The following is a 20,490-nucleotide window of genomic DNA, read 5'->3' on the forward strand; positions in this document are numbered from 1 at the left end:
GTGGCGGGATGACCACCCCCCAGCCCCGCGCGAACGTGGCGGAGATCCCGCCGTACGTCGCCGGCAAGCCGCCGACGGTCCGACCCGGGATGACGTCGTACAAGCTGTCCTCGAACGAGAACCCCTACCCGCCGCTGCCCGGTGTCGTCGAGGCGGTGCAGGCCGGGGTGGGCGCGATGAACCGCTACCCGGACATGGGCAGCAGCGCGCTCTACGCCGCCCTCGGCGAGAAGTTCGGCGTGCCGGTCGGGGACCTCTCGGTCGCGACCGGGTCGGTCGGGCTGATCTACCAGCTGGTGCAGGCCTTCTGCGACCCCGGCGACGAGGTCGTCTTCGCGTGGCGCTCCTTCGAGGCCTATCCGATCGCCATCACCGCGGCGGCCGCGACGTCGGTCCAGGTGCCGGTGCTCGCGGACGGCCGGCACGACCTCGACGCGATGGCGGCCGCGGTCACCGACCGCACCAAGATCGTGCTGGTCTGCACGCCCAACAACCCGACCGGGCCGTCGGTCACCCAGACCGAGCTCGACGCCTTCCTCGCGAAGATCCCGTCGCACGTCCTGGTCGTGGTCGACGAGGCCTACGTCGAGTTCGTCCGGATGGCCGACCCCGTCGACGGCATCGCGACGTACCGACGCCACCAGAACGTCGTCGTCACGCGCACGTTCTCCAAGGCCTACGGCCTGGCGGGCTTCCGGGTCGGGTACGCCGTCGCGCCGGCCCCGATCGCCGCGGCCCTGCGCGCGGTGTCGCTGCCCTTCGGCGTCTCGACCATCGCCCAGGCCGCCGCGATCGCCTCCCTCGAGCGGCAGGACGAGCTCCTCGAGCGGGTCGAGGCGCTGGTCGCCGAGCGGGCCCGCGTGGTCGCAGCGCTCCGGGAGGTCGGCTGGGACGTGCCCGAGGCGCAGGGCAACTTCGTGTGGTTCGGGCTGGGCGAGCGGACGGCCGAGTTCGCGGCCGCGGCCGACGAGGCCGGCATCACCGTCCGCCCGTTCGCGGGCGAGGGCTGCCGGGTCTCCATCGGCGAGACCGAGGCCAACGACCGCCTGGTTCAGGTGGCCGCGGCCTTCGCCTGACACGCCTCGTTCTCCGGCCGCCGGTCGATCTCCTGCCAGCGCGGGTCGACGGCCGGCAGCACCGTCACCAGGAGGTACGCCGTGCCGACGATCCACATCGCCGGTGCGAGCCCGACCCCGGCCACCAGCAGGCCGCCGAGGAGGCCGCCGAACGGGATCAGCGCGAAGCACATCGCCGTGGTCAGGGCCGACACCCGCCCGGTGAGCTCGGTGGGGATCCGCTCGAAGATCACCGCGCCCAGGATCGGGTTGATGAAGCCGGCCGCGAAGCCCGCCACCACGCAGGTGCCGACCACGAGCCACAGCGGCGAGTCGAGCGCCATCACGACGAATCGGGGTGCGCCCGCCAGCAGGAACGCGACCAGGTAGGTCGTACGCCGCGGGATCCGGGCCGCCCAGGCGGCGGCGCAGATCGCGCCGAGCGCCGCGCTGCCGCCGAAGACGGCGAACACCAGCGCGACGCCGTTCGCGCTCCCGACGAGCTCCTTCGACCAGACCGGCACCAGCACGGTGATGTAGGCAGCGTCGAGCAGGTTGGTGAGCGCCACCATGACCGTGATGCCGAGCAGCACCCGGTCGCGTCGCAGGAAGTCCCACCCCTGCCGCAGCCGCGCGCCGTACGGCGTGGTGTCGTCGGCGTCCTCGCTCCGCGCCGCGCGCAGCGAGAGCGTGGTGGCGGCGAGGACTGCCGCGGAGACCCCGAACGAGATGGCATCAACGAGGAGGGCGTCGGCCGCGCCGACCGCAGCGACCAGGCCGGCGGCGCCCGCGGCACCGAGCAGCCCGGCGGTCCGCTCGACGGTCGAGTGCAACCCGGTCGCGCGCTCCATCGGCACGCCTGCCGCCTCGACGACCGCCGGCGTGAGCGCTGACTTGGCGGCATCGCCCGGCCCGCGCAGCGCACCGGCCAGCGCGACCAGCAGCAGGAGGACGGGGAACGAGAGCCGGCCCGCCTCGTGCAGCAACGGGATCGCGCCGACGGCGAGCAGGGACAGGGCGTCGCAGGTGATCGCCACGCGGCGGGCGCCGACCCGGTCGATCACGGGGCCGCCGAGCACCTTGAGCACGACGAGCGGCAGCATCTCGGCCAGCGCCACCAGGCCGGTCTTCGTCGCGCTCCCGGTCGTGGTGAGCACGAACCACGGCAGCGCGACCATCGACATCCGGGTGCCGGTCAGCGAGATCGCCTCCGCGGTCAGCCAGCCGTAGAGCGGCTTCCGGGTGCTCATCCCAGCTCCTCGTGGCCGGCACCGACCTTGCCCGGGTAGGGGAAGGCATTGAGCTGCAGCACGAACGGTGCGGCGTCCTCGTCGCCCTCCTCCTCGTCGATCTCCTGCATCGCCGTCATCAGCTGCTCGATGACCGCGCGTGCCCGGCGGGGGGTCAGCGTGACGACCCAGTCGCTGTACGTCGTGGCGTCGCGCCACTCCTCCGGCAGCAGGGGCAGCTCCTCGACGGAGCGCTGCAGCCGCTCCGTGGTCACCATGACGACGGACTGGAGGTAGGCGTCGAGGGTGTCGCGTGCCTCGGGCTCGGCCGGGCCGGCTGTGTCGGTGGTCGTCATCTGGTGGGCGGCCCGCCACCAGCGGTCGCGGGCGTTGCCGCGCTCGACGTCCTCGACCACGAAGCCGTGCTGCGCGAGCTGGCGCAGGTGGTAGGACGTGGCGCCGGTGTTGAGGCCCAGCCGCGCCGCGAGCGTGGTCGCGGTCGCTGGTCCGTCGATGCGGAGCATGCCGAGCATCCGCACCCGGACCGGGTGGGTCAGCGCCTTCATCTGCTGGGGCGACGGTGTGATCGAGGTCAGGTCCACCCGGCCACCGTAAGACTGCAAAGACTCATTTGCAAACACACCTTTGCAGTCGTGGAGGTCCGCTACTGTCGCGGCCGTGTTCTTCCCCTCCCTCGTCCTGTCCGCCGCCCTCCTGACCGGCGCCGTCGCGCCGCACACCCCGCCGGCCCAGGCCGCGCTCGACCGGATGACGCTGGCGCAGCGGGTCGGTCAGCTCTTCATGGTCGGCACCCCCGCGGACCAGGTCGACCGGACCACGAAGGCGCAGATCGGGCGCTACCACGTCGGCAACGTGATGCTCACCGGACGGAGCTACGGCGGCGTGACGAAGCCGGCCAAGGTCGCGAAGGCGGTGCGGCGCCAGGTGTCGGCCGCCTCGACGTCCGGCGTACGCCTCTTCGTCGCCACCGACCAGGAGGGCGGGAAGGTGCGGGTGCTGCAGGGCCCGGGCTTCTCTGACATCCCGAGCGCGCTCGAGCAGGGGACCTGGGCGCCTCGCACGCTGCGCGGAGCGGCGAAGGTCTGGGCGGGCCAGCTGCGCGCCGCCGGGGTCAACCTCGACCTGGCGCCGGTGATGGACACCGTCCCGAGCAAGAAGGCGGCCAAGCACAACCCGCCGATCGGGAAGTTCCAGCGCGAGTTCGGCTACACCCCGTCGGTCGTCGCCGCGCACGGCGTCGCGTTCCTCAACGGGATGGCCGACGGCGGCGTCGCCACGTCGGCCAAGCACTTCCCCGGTCTCGGCCGGGTGCGCGGCAACACCGACACGACCGCCGGCGTGACCGACCACGTCACCCGGAGGCGCGACCCCTACCTCGCGCCTTTCCAGGCAGCCGTCGACGCGCACGTGCCGTTCATGATGATGTCGACGGCCTACTACGAGCGGCTCGACCCGAAGCTGCCCGCCGCCTTCTCGCCGTACGTCATCGGCACCGTGCTGCGCGGCGACCTCGGCTTCGACGGTGTGGTGATCTCCGACGACCTCGGCGGCGCGCAGCAGGTCGCGCAGTTCACCCCGGCCGGCCGCGCGCTGCGGTTCATCGGCGCCGGCGGCGACGTCGTCCTCACGGTCCACCCCGAGGTCCTGCCCGCGATGTACGGCGCGGTCCTCGACCGTGCCCAGCAGAGCAAGGCCTTCCGCGCCAAGGTCAACGCGGCGGCGCTGCGAGTCCTGCAGGCCAAGCAGCGCCAGCACCTGTTGTGAGGTCGAGTGGTTTCGAGACTCGGCGCTAGCGCGTCTCGTACCTCAACCACCGCGACGCCGTCGGTGGTTGAGGTGCGAGCGAAGCGAGCCTCGAAACCACCATCCACAGGTTCGAGCGACGCGGTTGCGACTGGTCGTCCTACGTCCGCATGCTCGGGTGATGCCGTACACCTACATGGTCCGATGCTCCGACGGGACGTACTACGTCGGCAGCACCTGGGATGTGGAGGCGCGGGTGTGGCAGCACAACAGCCCGGACCTGGGAGCGGCGTACACGCGACACCGCCGTCCGGTCGAGCTCGTGTGGTCGTGCTGGTTCGACTCGATCGAGCAGGCTTTTCACTACGAGAAGCAGGTCCAGGGCTGGAACAGGAAGAAGCGCGAGGCCCTGATCCGCGGAGAGTTCGCGGCGCTCCCTGATCTGTCGCGACGCCCCTCGGAACAACGGCGGCGGGCTCAGGGCGAGGGTGGTGGTTTCGAGGCTCGGCGCTAGCGCGCCTCACACCTCAACCACCGCGACGCCGCCGGTGGTTGAGGTGCGAGCGAAGCGAGCCTCGAAACCACCATCCCGCCTGAGACGGTTACCTTCCCGCAACGAATCGCAGGCAAGGTGGGCGCATGTCGGTGAAGGTCGCGCTCGAGCACAGGACCACGTACACCTTCGACCACCCGGTGACGGTCGGCCCGCACGTGGTGCGGCTGCGGCCTGCGCCGCACGCGCGGACGCCGATCGAGGCCTACTCGCTCGACATCAGCCCGAAGAGCCACTTCCTCAACTGGCAGCAGGACCCGTTCGGCAACTGGCTGGCCCGGATCGTCTTCCCCGAGAAGGTCGAGGTCCTCGACATCACCGTCGGCCTGGTCGCCGACCTGATGGTGATCAACCCGTTCGACTTCTTCGTCGAGGAGTACGCCGAGCGGTTCCCCTTCACCTACGAGCCGTCCCTGGCGGCCGACCTCGCGCCGTACCTCCGCCCTGTCGACGACAGCCAGGAGGCGGCGGCCTGGAAGGACAGGCTGCCGCCGCAGCCCGCGGGCGGTACGCCGACGGTCGACTTCCTCGCGTCCCTCAACGCCGCGGTCAACCGAGACGTCGCCTACTCGGTGCGGATGGAGGCGGGCGTCCAGACGCCCGACCAGACGCTGAGCCTCGGCATCGGCTCCTGCCGCGACAGCGCGTGGCTGCTGGTCAGCCTGCTGCGGCAGCACGGCCTCGCGGCGCGGTTCGTCTCGGGATACCTCGTGCAGCTCGCCCCCGACCCGGACAGCATGATCGGCCTCGACGGCCCGACCGGCGCGGCAGCCGACTTCACCGACCTGCACGCCTGGGCCGAGGTCTTCATCCCGGGCGCCGGCTGGGTGGGGCTCGACCCGACCTCCTCGCTCTTCGCGGGCGAGGGGCACATCCCGCTGTCGGCGACCCCGCACCCGAGCTCGGCCGCGCCGATCGAGGGCGTCACCGAGCCGGTCGGCGTGGCGTTCTCCTTCCACAACGAGGTACGCCGGATCCACGAGGACCCCCGCGTCACCAAGCCCTACACCGACGGCCAGTGGGCGCGCATCGACGCCGTCGGCGAGGCCGTCGACGAGCGGCTGCGCGCCGGCGACGTGCGCCTGACCATGGGCGGCGAGCCGACCTTCGTCTCCCGCGACGACGGGACCACCGCGCAGTGGAACACCGACGCCGACGGCCCCGAGAAGCGCGCGCTCGCCAACGTCCTCGCGGACCGGCTCCGTGAGACGTACGCCGTGGGCGGCGTCGTGCACCGCGGCCAGGGCAAGTGGTATCCCGGCGAGCCGCTGCCCCGCTGGAACATCGCCCTCCAGTGGCGCACCGACGGCGTCCCGCTCTGGCAGGACCCGACGCTCTTCGCCGACCCGTGGGGCGAGGCCGTCGATCCCGAGGCGGAGAAACACGCCGAGGCACTGGCCCGCCGCGTCGCGGAGACGCTCGGCCTCCCGGAGGACCAGCTCCTCGCGGCGTACGACGACCCGCTGGCCGAGCTCGTCACCGAGACCCGCAAGCCGGTCGGTGAGCGGACGGCCGAGGACGGCGTGGACGTGGACGCCCTCGACCGCGACGTCAGCGACGTCCGTGGCTGGGTGCTGCCCCTCGCGACGGGCGAGGAGTGGACCAGCCCCGCGTGGCGCTTCCGACGCGGCCGGCTGGTGCTGACGCCCGGCTCGTCACCGGTCGGCCTCCGCCTGCCGCTCGACGCGATCTCGTGGACGCCGCCCGACTTCGCCGGCGAGCCGTCGTACCTCGAGGCCGGACCGCCGCTCGACCCGGGCGTCCCGACGGTGCAGGTCGTCGAGCCGGAGGGTGCACCCACGACCGCACTCGCCTTCGAGGCGCGCGACGGCCACGTGCACGTCTTCCTCCCGCCGACCGAGCGGCTCGAGGACTACGCCGACCTGCTCAAGCTGGTGGAGGTCGCCGCTCGCCGGATCGGCTGCCCCGTCGTGCTCGAGGGCTACGGCCCGCCGCCGGACCCGCGCCTCACCCAGCTGATCGTCACGCCGGACCCCGGCGTCATCGAGGTCAACGTGCAGCCCACCGCCAGCTGGGCCGACCAGCGCGACCTGACGACCACGCTGTACGACGCCGCGCGCCACTGCGGCCTCACGACCGAGAAGTTCGACCTCGACGGGCTGCACACCGGCACCGGCGGCGGGAACCACATCACCCTGGGCGGCTCGCAGCCGGTCGACTCACCCCTGCTGCGCCGGCCCGACCTGCTGGTCAGCCTGATCACCTACTGGCAGCGCCACCCCGCGCTGTCCTACCTCTTCTCCGGGCGGTTCATCGGCCCGACCAGCCAGGCGCCGCGCTTCGACGAGGGCCGGCCGGAAGCGGTCTACGAGATGGAGATCGCGGCCGCCGAGATCGCCCGGCTGGTCGAAGAGACCGACGAGCCTCGCCCGTGGCTGGTCGACCGCGCCCTGCGGCACCTGCTCACCGACCTGACCGGCAACACCCACCGCGCGGAGTTCTGCGTCGACAAGCTCTACAGCCCCGACTCCTCGCGCGGCCGGCTCGGCCTGCTCGAGCTGCGCGGCTTCGAGATGCCGCCGCACCCGCAGATGGCGCTGGTCCAGGCCCTGCTGGTCCGCAGCCTGGTCGCGATGTTCTGGGAGCGTCCCCTCACGGCGTCGCTGGTCCGCTGGGGCACCCGCCTGCACGAGGACTTCCTGCTGCCCGAGGGCGCGACCCGCGACATCGGCGAGGTGCTCGCCGATCTCCGCGCGTTCGGGATCCCCTTCGAGGACTCCTGGCTCGACCCCTTCACCGAGTTCCGCTTCCCGCGCATCGGTCTGACCGAGGTCGGCGACGCCACCCTGGAGCTGCGCTCGGCCATCGAGCCCTGGCACGTCCTGGGCGAGGAGGCGACGGCCGGCGGCACCGCGCGCTACGTCGACTCCTCGGTCGAGCGTCTCCAGGTGCTGGTGCGTGGGATCGACCCCACCCGGCACGTCGTCACGTGCCAGGGTGTTCCCGTGCCTCTGACCGCGACCGCCGACGGCGACGGCCTGTACGCCGGGGTGCGCTACCGCGCCTGGCAGCCGTGGTCCGCGCTGCACCCGTCGATCCCGGTGCACGCTCCGCTCCACTTCGACGTCGTCGACACCGCTGCGGAGGTCTCGCTCGGCGGTGCGACCTACCACGTCGTCCACCCCGGTGGCCGCTCCTACGACCACCCGCCGGTCAACGCGCAGGAGGCCGAGGCACGCCGCGCGAGCCGGTTCGAGCCGCGTGGCCACACCGCCGGCGCGATCGACGTCGGCGCCCTCCGCGAGGCCGGCCGACGGGCCGCGAGCGCGGAGTACCCCCACCTCCTCGACCTCCGTCGGGTGCCACCCGGATGACCGTCCTGCGCGAGTACGCCGCCGCGATATCCCAACCCACACTGGGATCCGAGCCGTCTCGCTACGACGAGATGATCGGCCCCGACGGGTCGCTGCGTGCCGGCTGGAAGGGCCTCGCGGAGGTGGCCGTCGGCATCACCGACGCCGAGCTGCGCCGGGTCGACGCGGAGATCTCGCGCTTCCTCGCCGACGACGGTGTCACCTACGCCCGGCCGGGCGGCCGGCAGGACTCCTGGCGGCTGGACCCGGTCCCGCTCGTCATCGACGCAGCCGCCTGGACGCCGCTCGAGGTCGGGCTCGCCCAGCGTGCCGAGCTGCTCAACGCCCTTCTCGTCGACCTGTACGGCGAGCAGCGGCTGCTCGCCGAGGGCATCGTGCCGCCAGCCGTGGTGCTCGGCCACAGCGGCTTCACCCGCGTGGTGGCCCGGGCGTCCGCGATCGACCCGCGCCCTCTGGTGCTGGCCGCCACCGACCTCGGCCGCGACGCCGACGGCGAGTGGCGGGTGCTGGCCGACCGCGCCCAGGCGCCGTCCGGGCTCGGCTACGCGATGGAGAACCGTCGCGTCATCTCCCGGGTGATGCCCGAGCTCTACCGCGAGGCCGGCCTGCACCGGATGGAGCCCTACTTCTGGGCGCTGCGATCGGCGCTGATCCAGTCCGCCCAGGGCGATCTCGCCGACCCGCGCGTGGTCGTCCTCTCGCCCGGCACGCAGTCGGAGACGGCGTACGACCAGGCCTTCGTGGCCTCGGCCCTCGGCTTCCCGCTCGTCCTCGGCAGCGACCTCGTGGTCCGCGACGGCTGGGTCTACATGAAGTCACCGTCGTTCGCGGGCGGCAGCCGGCTCGAGCGCGTCGACGTCATCCTGCGTCGCGTCGACGCGGCGTGGAGCGACCCGCTCGAGCTGCGCGGCGACTCCCAGCTCGGCGTCGCCGGCCTGGTCGAGGCCGTACGCCGCGGTCGGGTCCGGGTCGTCAACGGCCTCGGCGCGGGCGTCCTCGAGAACCCCGGCCTGATGCCGTTCCTGCCCGCGGCCTGCGAAGCCCTGCTGGGCGAGCCGCTCCGGCTCGCGTCGGTGCCGACCTGGTGGTGCGGTGAGCCCGACGGGCTCGACCACGTGCTCGACCGGATCGGCACGATTACCGTCCGTCCGATCGACGGACCGACCGACGCGCTCGCCGGGCTGAGCGTCGACCAGGTGCGGACGCGGGTGCTCGAGACGCCGTACCGCTTCGTCGGCCAGGACCGGCTGCCGCTCTCGCAGTCGCCGACCTGGTCCGCGACCGGCACGCACCCGGTCCCGCTGACGCTGCGCACGTTCACCCTCCGCTACGGCTCGGCCTACCGGCCGCTCGTCGGCGGTCTGGCGAGCGTCCTGGACGCTTCCGGCCGCTCCCCGTCGACGGCGAGCAAGGACGTCTGGGTGCTGAAGTCGAGCCCCGGCGACGCCGACCAGGGTCTGTCCGGGGTCCTCCCGATGACCGCTGCCCGGTCCACGCCGGCGACCGTGCCGCGCGTGCTCGAGGACATGTTCTGGTTCGGGCGCTACGCCGAGCGGGTCGAGGACATGCTCCGGCTGGTGCTCGCCGCCCACACGCTCGCCGAGGACTTCGGCGACCGGCCGCGCACGACCGGTGGCGCCAGCCTCGACGTCATGATGGACGCGCTCCACCGGTTGGCTCCCGGCGGCGGCGACGACCTCGACGCCGACTTCCGCTCGGTCCTGCTCGACGCCACCCGGACCGGCTCCGTCGCCCACGGGCTCGACGGGCTGCGCGACGCGCTGCGAGGCGTCCGCGACCAGCTCTCCCCGGACACCTGGCGGGCGTTCGGCACGACCGACCGCGCGGTCCAGGTGCTGCTCGCCAACCCGCACAGCCACCAGGTCGCCGAGAGCGCCGGCCGGATGCTGACCGGCATCCTCTCGCTGCAGGGCGTGACCGCGAGCATGATCCGCGACCCCGGCTGGCACGCGATCGGCGCCGGCCGAGCGATCGAGCGGGCGCTCCAGGTCTGCCACCTGCTGGCCGCCACCACGACCGAGCGGCGCGGCATCGACGTGGACCGGGAGGTCCTCAACTCGGTCCTCGCCGCCGCCGAGAGCGCGGTCACCCACCGCCGCCGCTACCGGGGCTACGTCCGGCCGGCGGGCGTGATCGAGCTGCTGCTGATGGATGCCGACAACCCGCGCTCGGTCGCCTTCGCGCTCGCCGAGGCCCACGTCCACCTCGCGGCCCTGCCGGCGTCCACCGGGTCGTCGCGCCCCGAGCGGCTGCTCGCCGACCTCACCGCCGAGCTCGCCTCGGTCGAGGTCGCGAGCCTGGTCACCATCGGTGGCGTCGACCGTCCCAACCTGGTCCGCTTCCTCGACACCTACCTGGCCCAGCTCGGACGGCTCGCCGAGGCGGTCGGCCAGGTGCACTTCGCGAGCGGCCCGGCGCCGCGTCCGCTCGGCTCGATCCTGGGCGCCGTGCGATGAGGTACCGGATCAGCCACAGCACCGTCTACTCGTACGACGACGAGGTCACCGACAGCCTGGGAGTCGCCCACCTGGTGCCGCGCCGGATGGCCGCGCAGTCGGTGCTCTCCGCCGAGGTCGTCGTCTCGCCCGAGCCCGTCGACGTCGCCGACGACATCGACTTCCACGGCAACACCACGACCTACTTCCAGGTCACCACCCCGCACACCGAGCTCGAGGTCCTCGGCCGCTGCGAGGTCGAGGTCGAGGTCCCGTCGTACGACGAGCAGGCGCTGGGTGTCCCGTGGGAGCGGGCCCGGCCGCTGCTCACCCCGGACCTCGCGGGCGCCTGGCGGGTCGCCGACTTCGCGCTGCCCTCGTCTCAGGTCGAGCAGACCGCCGAGGCCCACGACTACGCGGCCGAGTCGCTGCGGCCGGGCCGACCGCTCGGCGAGGCGGTCACCGACCTGATGCACCGCATCCACGCCGACTTCCGCTACGACGCGACCGCCACCACCGTCACCTCGACGGTCGAGGAGACGTTCCGGGAGCGCGCCGGCGTCTGCCAGGACTTCGCCCACCTGACGCTCGCCTGCCTGCGCTCGCACGGCCTCGCGGCGCGCTACGTCAGCGGCTACCTCGCGACCCAGCCGCCGCCCGGTCGCGAGCGCGTCGTCGGTGCCGACGCCAGCCACGCCTGGGTCGCCGCGTGGGTCCCGGGCTCCGAGGAGTGGCTCGCGATCGACCCGACCAACGACCTCTGGGTCGGCGACCGGAGCATCACCGTCGCGTGGGGCCGGGACTACGCCGACGTACCTCCCGTGAAGGGCGTGATCTTCACCGAGGCGAAGACGTCGACCCTCCGGGTCTCGGTCGACGTGGCGCCGGTGTGACAAAGGAGTCGCGCCGAATGGCGTGCGGAAGCCCTCGACGGGGAACGTCACCTCCGTGAGGTCATACCGCTGCCGCGTCTGCGACAACCAGCTCTTCTTCGAGAACTCCGTCTGCGTGTCCTGCGGGACGCCCCTCGGCTACTCCCGGGCGGAGGACGCGATCGTCCCGGTCACCACGAGCGGACGGTACGTCGACGCCAACGGGCTGGTGTGGTGGGTGTGCGCCAACCTCAACCTGTCCGGCTGCACGTGGTTGGCCCCGGTGGAGGGTGGCCAGTGCTTCAGCTGCTCGCTGACCCGTACCCGGCCGTCCGACGACGACCTCGTGGGGCTCGAGAACTACCCGGCGGCCGAGCAGTCGAAGCGACACCTGATCCGCGAGCTCGACGTCCTCGGCTTCCCGGTGGTCGGGAAGGGCCCGGCGACCGGCGGCGACCCGGAGAACGGGCTGGCCTTCGACCTGCTCTCCAGCGTCGACGAGAACGTCGTGATCGGCCACGAGGACGGCCTGATCACCATCGACCTCGCCGAGAGCGACGACGCCTACCGCGAGAAGGTCCGCGCCAAGCTCGCCGAGCCCTATCGCACGATGCTCGGCCACTTCCGGCACGAGGTCGGCCACTACTACGAGTGGCAGCTCGTCCGCGGCGACGAGCGGTTCGCCCGCAGCCGCGAGCTGTTCGGCGACGAGTCGAAGGACTACCAGGCCGAGATCGACCGGCACTACGCCGAGGGCCCGCCCGAGGACTGGGCTGACTCCTACATCTCGACGTACGCCACCATGCACCCCTTCGAGGACTTCGCCGAGACCTGGGCGCACTACCTGCACATCTGCGACACCATCGAGACCGCGAGCGAGTTCGGGCTGGCCACGCTGGCGCCGGTCTCGGCGTTCTCGAGCTTCCGCGACGTCGTCGTCGGCGTCTGGATCCCGCTCGCAGTGGCACTGAACATGGTCAACCGCAGCATGGGCAAGGACGACCTCTACCCCTTCGTCATCCCCGCCCCGGTCATCGACAAGCTCGACTTCGTCGCCAGCCTCGCCCGGTCGTCCGACTGAGCCGCTGGTTGAGCCTTCACCTACGCTTGCGGACATGGCCAGCTCGGGTGACTTCGACCGCGACATGAACTACATCCCCGACCGCATCACGCGAGAGGGGCGACGACCCGAGCACGGGCCTGTCGCGGGCGAGCTCTGGCCGGTCGAGCCGGGGCGCTACCGGTTGGTCGCCGCGGCAGCCTGCCCGTGGGCCAACCGGGCGATCATCGTGCGCTCGCTGCTCGGCCTCGAGGACGTCATCTCGCTCGGCCTGGCCGGTCCGACCCACGATGAGCGCAGCTGGACCTTCGACCTCGACCCGGGCGGCGTCGACCCCGTGCTCGGCATCGAGCGGCTGCAGCAGGCCTACTTCGCGCGCTATCCCGACTACCCGCGCGGGATCACGGTGCCGGCCGTCGTCGACGTGCCGACCGGGCAGGTCGTCACCAACGACTTCCCGTGGATCACCCACGACCTGTTCTTCGAGTGGCAGGACTTCCACCGTCCCGACGCCCCCGACCTGTGGCCCGCCGACCTCCGCGAGGAGATGGACGAGGTGATGGAGCGGATCTTCACCGAGCTCAACAACGGCGTCTACCGCTGCGGCTTCGCCAGCTCGCAGGGAGCGTATGACCGGGCCTACGACCGGCTCTGGGCGACCATGGACTGGCTCGAGGAGCGGTTGACCGACCGGCGCTACCTCATGGGCGACCGGCTGACCGAGGCCGACGTACGCCTCTTCACGACGTTGGCCCGCTTCGACGCGGTCTACCACGGCCACTTCAAGTGCAACCGCAACAAGCTGACCGAGATGCCGGCGCTCTGGGGCTACGCGCGCGACCTCTTCCAGACGCCCGGCTTCGGCGACAACACCGACTTCGAGCAGATCAAGACGCACTACTACGTCGTGCACACCAACATCAACCCGACCCAGATCGTGCCGAAGGGCCCGGACCTCTCGGGCTGGACGACGCCCCACGGGCGCGAGTCGCTCAGCGCCTGAACGCCCTCACCCGCGGCTTGCCGTGGTGCCACCGCAGGTGCGCGGCGTAGAGCACCCGGTGGGCGGTGGGTCGGCGCCCGCGGTCCATCAGGAAGTACGCCGGGCACGGTCGTCCGCCACAGCTCCAGCCGTGGAAGTAGATGATCTGGTGCTGCCGGGGGCCGCGTACGACGTCCGCGCCTCCCGGCCCGCAGATCCGGGTGCCCCGACGGTGGAGCATCCCGTGCGGGCGTGAGTGCCGCCAGTCGAAGAGGTGTCGCGAGCGGCGCCAGGTCGTGTGGTAGCCGCAGTTGCCGAAGTAGCCCTCGGACGCGAAGAGCACCAGCTGCTTGCCGTGCCGGACCAGCTGCGGGTTCTCGATCGTGGTCCGGCTCCGGAGCAGCAGGTGGCTCCGCGCGACCCGGTGGTGCCGGTGGTGCTTGTGCCGGTGGTGCTGGTGCCGGTGGTGCTTGTGCCGGCCGTCGTGGGCGAGCCGGACCAGCCGGATCGTGGCCGGGTTGCCCTGGGTCTTGTAGACCAGGTAGCGGTGGTGGTGCCGGCCGACGAAGGCCGACGGGTCGATCACCCCACCGTGCTCCGGGCAGATCAGCGGGTGCCGCCCGACCGGCCGGAACTGGTCCACGGGGCGTCTGGCGGTCGCGACCCCGATGCACCGCCGGTGGGCGCCGTGCGCGACCGCCGCGTAGTAGAGGACCCACCGATGACCGACGTGGTTGAGGTCGGCCGCCCAGATCTGCGGCGAGCGCACCCAGCGGGGCAGGTCGGTGAGGGCCGGCCGCACCTGGTGCCACGGCCCGCGCGGGGTCCGGGCGACCGCGCGCGGAGCCTTCCACCCGGTGCCGACCGCGAGGTAGCCGTGCGCGTACGGCACGACCGTCGGGTCCGCGAACCCCCGGGTGTGGAACACCGGCGCGATCCGCAACGTCACGGACGGCCGGGCCGAGGCCTGGGCCGGCGCCGCCACCAGGCCGCACGCGGCCACCACGACCAGGGCAAGGACGCCCCACTTCCCCCGCTGCATGCTGCCCCACCCAAAGATCCGCACCCGATGTGATGCGACAGGATCACCCGCTGGACCGGCCGACGGGAGGAGAACACGCCGGTTGTCACAATGTGGCCATGGGACACGATCACGGCCACGCCGCCGGACGGGCGGAGGACCGAGGGCGCCTGCGCCTGGTGCTCGCGATCACGGTCGGCGTCCTGGTCGTCGAGCTGGTCGGCGCGTGGGTCACCGGCTCGCTCGCCCTGCTGGCCGATGCCGGCCACATGGCCACCGACTCGGCCGCGATCGTGCTCGCGCTCGGGGCGTCGTACGTCGCCGCCCGGCCCGGCGGCCCCCGCTCGACCTTCGGTCTCCACCGCGCCGAGATCCTGGCGGCGATGGCCAACGCCGTGGTCCTGCTGCTGGTGTGCGCCTACCTCGCGTACGCCGGGATCTCCCGCCTCGCCGACCCGCAGGACGTCGACGCGGGGCCGATGCTGGCCTTCGCCGCTGTTGGTCTGGCCGCCAACGCCGGGTCGCTGCTGGTGCTGCGTCGCTCGGAGACGGGCTCGCTCAACCTGCGGGGCGCCGCGACCGAGGTGCTCGCCGACCTCCTCGGATCGCTGCTCGCGATCATCGCCGCGCTCCTGATCCTGACCACCGGGTTCCTGCGCGCCGACCCGCTCGCCTCGCTGGCGATCGCGGTCCTGATCCTGCCCCGCTCGATCAGCCTGCTGAAGGAGTCGGCGTCGATCCTCCTCGAGATCGCCCCACCGGGGCTCGACCTCGACGACGTACGCCGCCACCTCCTCGAGATGCCCGGCGTGGTCGACGTGCACGACCTCCACGCCTGGACGATCACCAGCGGGATGCCGAGCCTCTCGGCGCACGTCACCGTGACCCAGGAGGCGCTCGACGAGCACGGGGTCGGCGGCATCCTGGACCGGCTCTGCGACTGCACCGCCGAGCACTTCGACCTGCGCCACTCCACCTTCCAGGTCGAGCCGGTGACCCACCAGGACCACGAGGACCTGGGCGAGGTCCACTGACGGTTGAATCGAGACTTCCGTCAGTCGAGTCGAGAGTTCTGACCGACGAAACCCTCGATTGGACTGACGAAAGTCTCGACTCAACGGGAGCGCTGCATGGCCAGCCGCACGTGGGTCCCGGCCGAGCCGTAGCCGTCGTACCCGCCTCGCCGCTCGAGCAGCTCGACGTGGAAGCCGGTCGGCAGCGGAGCGGTGAACGCGTGCAGCAGCTCGCCGGCGCCGGCCCGGTCGTAGAGCAGGGAGTGCTCGCGCAGGTCGGCGACCAGCTCGGTGCCCAGGTCGAAGCGCGCGTCGAGGTCGACGTAGTAGTTGTCGGGGACCGGCATGAGCGGCACCCCGCGCGAGCGCAGTGCCCGCACCTCGGCGCGGACATCGGTGCAGCCGAAGGCGACCTGGGTGATCCCGGAGGCCGGGGCCACCGACTCCTCGACGTTGAGCACGACGCGCAGCGCCCCCGTGGTCGGGCGGAAGGCCCGGCTGCGCAGCCGGCCGTGCGGCTCCATGAACTCCTCGGCGGTGCCCGCCTGGAGGGCGAAGAGGGTCCGCAGGAAGGACACCTCCTCGTTGAGCCGGTCGGGAGGTACGGCGACCGCGACGTGGTCGAGCCCGAGCCAGCTCCCGTCGCCCGGAGCAGCGACGGGCAGGAAGTCGCGCTGCCAGTCGTCCTCGTCGCCGGCCGGCGCGCTGACGAACACGTGCAGGCCGGACGGCGACGTGATGCCGGGCAGGTGCGCCTCGCCCGCGCCGCGGGTCCGGTCGACCGCCGGCCACAGCAGCGCCTTCGCGCGTTCGGCCACCCCCGAGACCGGGGCCGCGACCACGCCGAGGGCCGGGTCGGGGGAGTCGCCGTCGTTGACGACGACGTGCGCGTCGCCCTGACGCCACCAGGTGACCGGCTTGGTCCGGTGGTGGCCCGCGGGCGCGAAGCCGAGGGACTCCAGCAGGGGAGGTACGGCGGGGGAGCCGGGGACCTCCAGGAAGGCCGGGTCGATCGACGCCGGGCTCGGGGGCTGGGGCGCGACGCCCAGCTGGTCCTCGAGGAACACCAGTGACCGCATGGCGTCCCGTGCGGTGACGGCTGGGTCGGCCTCGCGGACCACGTCGCTGAAGACCTCGAGCGACAGCGGGCCGGCGTACCCCGTGGCGAGCGTGGCCGCGACCACGCCGGCGACGTCGAGGGTGCCCTCGCCGGGGAAGCAGCGGAAGTGGCGGCTCCACTCGAGCACGTCCATGTCGAGCAGCGGCGCGTCGGCCACCTGCAGGAAGCCGATCCGGTCGCCGGGCACGCCCGCGAGCGCAGATCCGTCGTCACCTCGGGAGAGCATGTGGAACGTGTCGACCGCGAGCGTGACCGACGGGTGGTCGGCCCGGCGGACCGCCTCCCACGCCTGGCCCACCCGGTTGACGTGCCGCCCCCAGGCGAGCGCCTCGTAGGCGATGGTCACGCCGTCCTTGGCCGCGAGGTCACCGAGCGCGTGCAGCTGGGAGGCGGTGAGGTCGAGGTCGTCGATCGCGTCGGGGCCGACGTTGGAGCAGGCGAGCACGACCGGCGCGCCGAGCTCGCGGATCACGGCGAGCATCGCGCGGAACCGGTGCAGCACCGCGTCGAACCGCTCCGGAGGCACCCCCTCGACGTCGCGCACCGGCTGGAAGAGGTCGATCGTGAGGCCGAGGTCGGCACACCGCGAGGCCACCTCGCGCGGGGACAGGGGCGACGAGACCAGGTCGTTGTCGAAGAGCTCGATCCCGTCGAAGCCGGCGGCCGCGATCGCCCCCAGCTTGTCGGCCAGCACGCCGCTGAGCGAGACGGTGGCGATGCCCTTCTTCATGCCGTCAGCTCCGCGAAGTGCCGCACCATCCGCTCGGCGTCGGGCACCCGGCCGGTGAAGAGCTCGAAGGCCCCGACCGCCTGATGCACGGCCATCCCGCCACCGGGCACGATCCGACAACCTCGCGACCTGGCCAGCCGAATCAGCTCGGTCTCCAGCGGGAAGTAGACGACATCGGAGACCCAGAGGTCCGGGCGGACCAAGGCCTCCGGCACGGCGGTCCCGGGGTGTCCGAGCATGCCGACCGGTGTCGCGTTGACGACGCCCTGCGCCGCGGCGAGGGCCCGGGGCAGGTCGGACACCGCCGACACCCGGTCGTCGCCGTACCTCTTCGCCAGGCGTACGGCGCACGCGTCGGCCTGCTCGTCGTCAGCGTCCAGGACGGCGACGTGCTCGGCGCCCTGGTCGAGCAGCCCGTAGCCGACGGCCGCGCCGGCGCCACCTGCGCCGACGACGACCACCCGGTCGTGGACCGCGTCGGGCAGCGCGGCCCGGAAGGCGGCGCCGTAGCCGGACCAGTCGGTGTTGTGGCCGAAGCGCTTCCCGTCGCGGAAGACCACCGTGTTGACGGCGCCGAGGTCGACCGCGTCGTCGGAGATCTCGTCGAGCAGGGTCGGCACCACCTGCTTGAAGGGGTGGGTCACGTTGAGGCCGTCGAAGCCGAGGCGCTCGGCCCAGTCGAGCAGGTCCGGCAGGTCGTCGGCGCCCAGGCCGAGCCGACCGGCGTCGATGATCCGGTAGCTCACCTGGAGGCCGCACTCGCGCCCTTCGCGCTCCTGCATGGCAGGGGTCAGCGAGGCCGAGATGCCCTCACCCACCAGGCCCAGGACGTACGACGTCCGCTCGGCGCTCATGCGTGCACCGGCACCGGCCGGTGGGTGTCCGCGGTCGCGACGCGGCGGTTGCCGAGGTCGCGGGTGGGGACCTGGTGGGTGCCGTTCGGTCCGGTGAGCACCGCGATCGCGGAGACCACGCAGGCACCGGCGGCGAAGGCGCCGACCTTCCACCAGTTGCTCGCGTCGCCACTCATCAGGACTCCGGCGATCGTGGGCGTGAAGCCCGCCAGCGCGAAGCCGAACTGGGTGCCGATCGCCATGCCGGACAGGCGCACGCTGGTCGGGAAGTACTCGGCGTACGTCGCGGGCCACACGGCGTTCGGCATCGAGTAGACGACGCCGGCGAGAGCGACGCCGAGCACGAACATCAGCGCGACCTGGCCGTGGGCGATCGCGCCCAGGAAGGCCACCACGAGGACCGCGCTGCCGAGCAGACCGGTCACGAACACGGGCTTGCGGCCGATCCGGTCCGACAGCATGGCCCAGAAGGGGATCGTGCAGATCGCCACGACGTTGGCCACGATCGCCAGCCAGAGCATGGTGTCCTTGCTGATCCCGATCTCGTAGTCGTCGGACGTCGCGAAGTTGAGCGCGAAGACGGCGAACATCGTGTTGACCGTCGCGATGAAGGCCGCGAAGAAGACGCGGAGCACCGCGCGCCAGTGGTCGCGGAAGAGGCAGGCCAAGGGCGCGCGCGGTGCCTCGTCGGTCGTGACCTCCGCCCGGAACTCCGGCGTCTCCTCGAGCCGGCGGCGGATGACCAGGCCGGCGACGACCACGATCGCGCTGATCCAGAAGGGGATCCGCCAGCCCCACGACTGCAGCTGCGCGTCCGAGAGCACCGCCGCGAGCGGCAGGAACACCGCGGGCGCCAGGATCTGGCCGCCCTGGGTGCCGCTGAGCGTGAAGCTGGTGAAGAAGCCGCGACGGTCGTCGGGCGAGTGCTCGAAGGACATCGAGTTCGCACCGGCCTGCTCGCCGGCGGCCGAGAGTCCCTGCAGGATGCGCAGCACCACCAGCAGGACCGGCGCGAGGATGCCGATCGACTGGTAGGTCGGCAGGCAGCCGACCAGGAAGGTCGAGACGCCCATCATCAGGATGGTCCCGATCATCACCTTCTTGCGGCCGAGCCGGTCACCGACGTGGCCCATGAAGAAGGAGCCGATCGGCCGGGCGACGTAGGCGACGCCGAAGGTCGCGAACGCGGCGACCGTCGCCGCGGTGTCGTTGCCGTCCGGGAAGAAGATGTCCGGGAAGACCAGCGCGGCGGCGGTGCCGTAGATCGCGAAGTCGTAGTACTCGAGGGCGCTGCCGAACCAGGCGGCGATCGCGGCCTTGCCCGGGGTCCGGGTGGGTGCTTCCTGGGTGCTCATGCGGTCGAGTGTCGGAGTGGCCCCGGTCACATGGCAAGCGTTTGCCATTTGTTGCCACAATGGCGGGGTGTCCCCTTCTCGCCCGGTCCGCCGCCGCGCCACCATCACCGACGTGGCCGCGGCGGCGGGTGTCGCGGCGTCCACGGTGTCGCGGTCCTTCACCAACCCGAAGCGGGTCAACCAGCACACCCGCGAGCACGTCCTGGCCGTCGCCGACGAGCTCGGCTACGCCCCCAACCCGGCCGCGCGGGCACTCGAGTCGGGGCGGACCAACACCCTCGCCCTCCTGGTCCCCGACATCACGAACCCCTACTTCTCCGGGGTGATCAAGGGCGCCGAACGGGCTGCCGCTGCGGCCGGGCTGACGCTGGTCCTCGGCGACACCGCGGAGAACGTCGAGACCGAGGAGCAGCTCGTCCGCCGCCTCGGGCCGGCCGTCGACGGGTTCGTCCTCAGCGCCTCGCGGCTGCCCGACGAGGTGCTGCGACGGGCCGCGGAGCTCAACCCGATCGCGCTGGTCAACCGGGCCACCCCGGGAGTCGCCTGCGTGGTCGCGGACTTCGACGACGGGACCCGGCAGATCGTCGAGCACCTCGCGTCGTACGGTCACCGGTCCTTCGTCTTCCTCGGTGGACCGCCCGAGTCCTGGTCCGGCGCCCGCCGGTGGGCCGGGCTCCGCGCCGCGGCCGAGGCCGCCGGCCTGTCGGCCACCAGGTTCGGTCCCTACGTGCCGACGCTGGCCAGCGGCCCGGCCGCCGCCGACGCGGTGCTCGCCGCCGGCGCGACCGCGGTCGTCGCCCACAACGACATGCTCGCGATCGGGGTGATGCTCCGGCTGGCCGAGCGCGGGGTCGTCGTGCCCGACGACGTCAGCGTGGTCGGCTTCGACAACATCGTGGGCTCTGACTTCTGCAGCCCGGCCCTGACCACCTTGGCCGAGCGCACCGAGGACGCCGGTGCGCGGGCGGTCGAGGCGATCGTGGCGCAAGCGCACACCCGGGTCAGCGAGCCACCGACCCGGGTGCTGCCGACCCAGCTCGTCGTACGCCGGTCGACGGGGCCGCTGCGCAGCTGAGGCCCGCACGGGGGAG

The 20,490-nt window shown here is 72.4% G+C and carries 16 protein-coding genes; 10 read left to right on the forward strand and 6 right to left on the reverse strand.

Translation table 11 applies throughout. The features are described from left to right. Positions 1-8: 8 nt before the first annotated feature. Positions 9-1,076: a histidinol-phosphate transaminase gene (gene hisC / locus ABLE68_RS09465; RefSeq protein WP_348871069.1), complete on the forward strand. Its 1,068-nt coding sequence runs from the start codon at positions 9-11 to the stop codon at positions 1,074-1,076. On the opposite strand, the gene ABLE68_RS09470 is transcribed toward hisC, so the two are convergent. Together ABLE68_RS09470 and ABLE68_RS09475 are read right to left on the reverse strand one after the other, a co-directional pair. Next, entirely contained in the window at positions 1,052-2,305 is a 1,254-nt protein-coding gene (locus ABLE68_RS09470) for an MFS transporter (RefSeq protein WP_348871070.1), read from the reverse strand. The two genes, hisC and ABLE68_RS09470, sit on opposite strands and share 25 nt — an antisense overlap. Next, positions 2,302-2,886 (reverse strand): helix-turn-helix domain-containing protein, encoded by a 585-nt coding sequence (locus tag ABLE68_RS09475; RefSeq protein ID WP_348871071.1) that lies wholly within the window; start codon positions 2,884-2,886, stop codon positions 2,302-2,304. The genes ABLE68_RS09470 and ABLE68_RS09475 overlap by 4 nt, the downstream gene beginning before the upstream one ends. 76 nt (positions 2,887-2,962) lie before the next feature. Here ABLE68_RS09475 and ABLE68_RS09480 point away from each other — a divergent pair, with 76 nt between their 5' ends. The 7 genes from ABLE68_RS09480 to ABLE68_RS09510 all read left to right on the forward strand — a co-directional run bounded on the left by ABLE68_RS09480 (position 2,963) and on the right by ABLE68_RS09510 (position 13,327). Then, positions 2,963-4,069: a glycoside hydrolase family 3 N-terminal domain-containing protein gene (locus ABLE68_RS09480; protein ID WP_348871072.1), complete on the forward strand. Its 1,107-nt coding sequence runs from the start codon at positions 2,963-2,965 to the stop codon at positions 4,067-4,069. A gap of 160 nt (positions 4,070-4,229) precedes the next feature. Further along, positions 4,230-4,562, forward strand: coding sequence for a GIY-YIG nuclease family protein (locus tag ABLE68_RS09485; protein ID WP_348871073.1), 333 nt, complete (start codon positions 4,230-4,232; stop codon positions 4,560-4,562). A gap of 125 nt (positions 4,563-4,687) precedes the next feature. Continuing rightward, complete coding sequence (locus ABLE68_RS09490; RefSeq protein WP_348871074.1) at positions 4,688-7,936, forward strand: transglutaminase family protein; 3,249 nt, start codon at positions 4,688-4,690, stop codon at positions 7,934-7,936. Beyond that, positions 7,933-10,413 carry a circularly permuted type 2 ATP-grasp protein gene (locus ABLE68_RS09495; RefSeq protein ID WP_348871075.1) on the forward strand — a complete coding sequence of 827 codons (2,481 nt, stop codon included), beginning with the start codon at positions 7,933-7,935 and terminating at the stop codon, positions 10,411-10,413. Before ABLE68_RS09490 ends, ABLE68_RS09495 begins: the two co-directional genes overlap by 4 nt. Next, on the forward strand, positions 10,410-11,285 hold the full coding sequence (locus ABLE68_RS09500) for a transglutaminase family protein (RefSeq protein ID WP_348871076.1): 876 nt from the start codon (positions 10,410-10,412) through the stop codon (positions 11,283-11,285). Before ABLE68_RS09495 ends, ABLE68_RS09500 begins: the two co-directional genes overlap by 4 nt. Before the next feature lie 55 nt (positions 11,286-11,340). Next, the gene (locus tag ABLE68_RS09505) at positions 11,341-12,345 is read left to right on the forward strand and encodes a zinc-binding metallopeptidase family protein (protein ID WP_348871077.1); all 1,005 of its coding nucleotides are present in this window, start codon (positions 11,341-11,343) and stop codon (positions 12,343-12,345) included. A gap of 34 nt (positions 12,346-12,379) precedes the next feature. After that, positions 12,380-13,327 carry a glutathione S-transferase family protein gene (locus tag ABLE68_RS09510; RefSeq protein ID WP_348871078.1) on the forward strand — a complete coding sequence of 316 codons (948 nt, stop codon included), beginning with the start codon at positions 12,380-12,382 and terminating at the stop codon, positions 13,325-13,327. On the opposite strand, the gene ABLE68_RS09515 is transcribed toward ABLE68_RS09510, so the two are convergent. Continuing rightward, positions 13,317-14,348: a family 43 glycosylhydrolase gene (locus ABLE68_RS09515; protein WP_348871079.1), complete on the reverse strand. Its 1,032-nt coding sequence runs from the start codon at positions 14,346-14,348 to the stop codon at positions 13,317-13,319. The genes ABLE68_RS09510 and ABLE68_RS09515 overlap by 11 nt on opposite strands. Before the next feature lie 98 nt (positions 14,349-14,446). Here ABLE68_RS09515 and ABLE68_RS09520 point away from each other — a divergent pair, with 98 nt between their 5' ends. Beyond that, positions 14,447-15,361, forward strand: a complete 915-nt coding sequence (locus tag ABLE68_RS09520) for a cation diffusion facilitator family transporter (protein WP_348871080.1) — start codon at positions 14,447-14,449, stop codon at positions 15,359-15,361. A gap of 80 nt (positions 15,362-15,441) precedes the next feature. On the opposite strand, the gene ABLE68_RS09525 is transcribed toward ABLE68_RS09520, so the two are convergent. Genes ABLE68_RS09525 through ABLE68_RS09535 form a run of 3 tightly spaced genes read right to left on the reverse strand, consistent with a single transcriptional unit; the run spans position 15,442 to position 19,399 of the window. Then, positions 15,442-17,190: a sugar phosphate isomerase/epimerase and 4-hydroxyphenylpyruvate domain-containing protein gene (locus tag ABLE68_RS09525; RefSeq protein WP_348871081.1), complete on the reverse strand. Its 1,749-nt coding sequence runs from the start codon at positions 17,188-17,190 to the stop codon at positions 15,442-15,444. After that, positions 17,187-18,044 (reverse strand): shikimate dehydrogenase, encoded by an 858-nt coding sequence (locus ABLE68_RS09530; RefSeq protein WP_348871082.1) that lies wholly within the window; start codon positions 18,042-18,044, stop codon positions 17,187-17,189. Before ABLE68_RS09530 ends, ABLE68_RS09525 begins: the two co-directional genes overlap by 4 nt. Beyond that, the gene (locus ABLE68_RS09535) at positions 18,041-19,399 is read right to left on the reverse strand and encodes an MFS transporter (RefSeq protein WP_348871083.1); all 1,359 of its coding nucleotides are present in this window, start codon (positions 19,397-19,399) and stop codon (positions 18,041-18,043) included. The genes ABLE68_RS09530 and ABLE68_RS09535 overlap by 4 nt, the downstream gene beginning before the upstream one ends. Positions 19,400-19,466: 67 nt before the next feature. On the opposite strand from ABLE68_RS09535, the gene ABLE68_RS09540 reads away from it, so the two are divergent. Further along, complete coding sequence (locus tag ABLE68_RS09540; protein WP_348871084.1) at positions 19,467-20,474, forward strand: LacI family DNA-binding transcriptional regulator; 1,008 nt, start codon at positions 19,467-19,469, stop codon at positions 20,472-20,474. Positions 20,475-20,490: the final 16 nt, after the last annotated feature.

Origin of the sequence: Nocardioides pollutisoli, assembly GCF_040045055.1 — a bacterium.
Lineage (GTDB): Bacteria > Actinomycetota > Actinomycetes > Propionibacteriales > Nocardioidaceae > Nocardioides > Nocardioides tweenelious.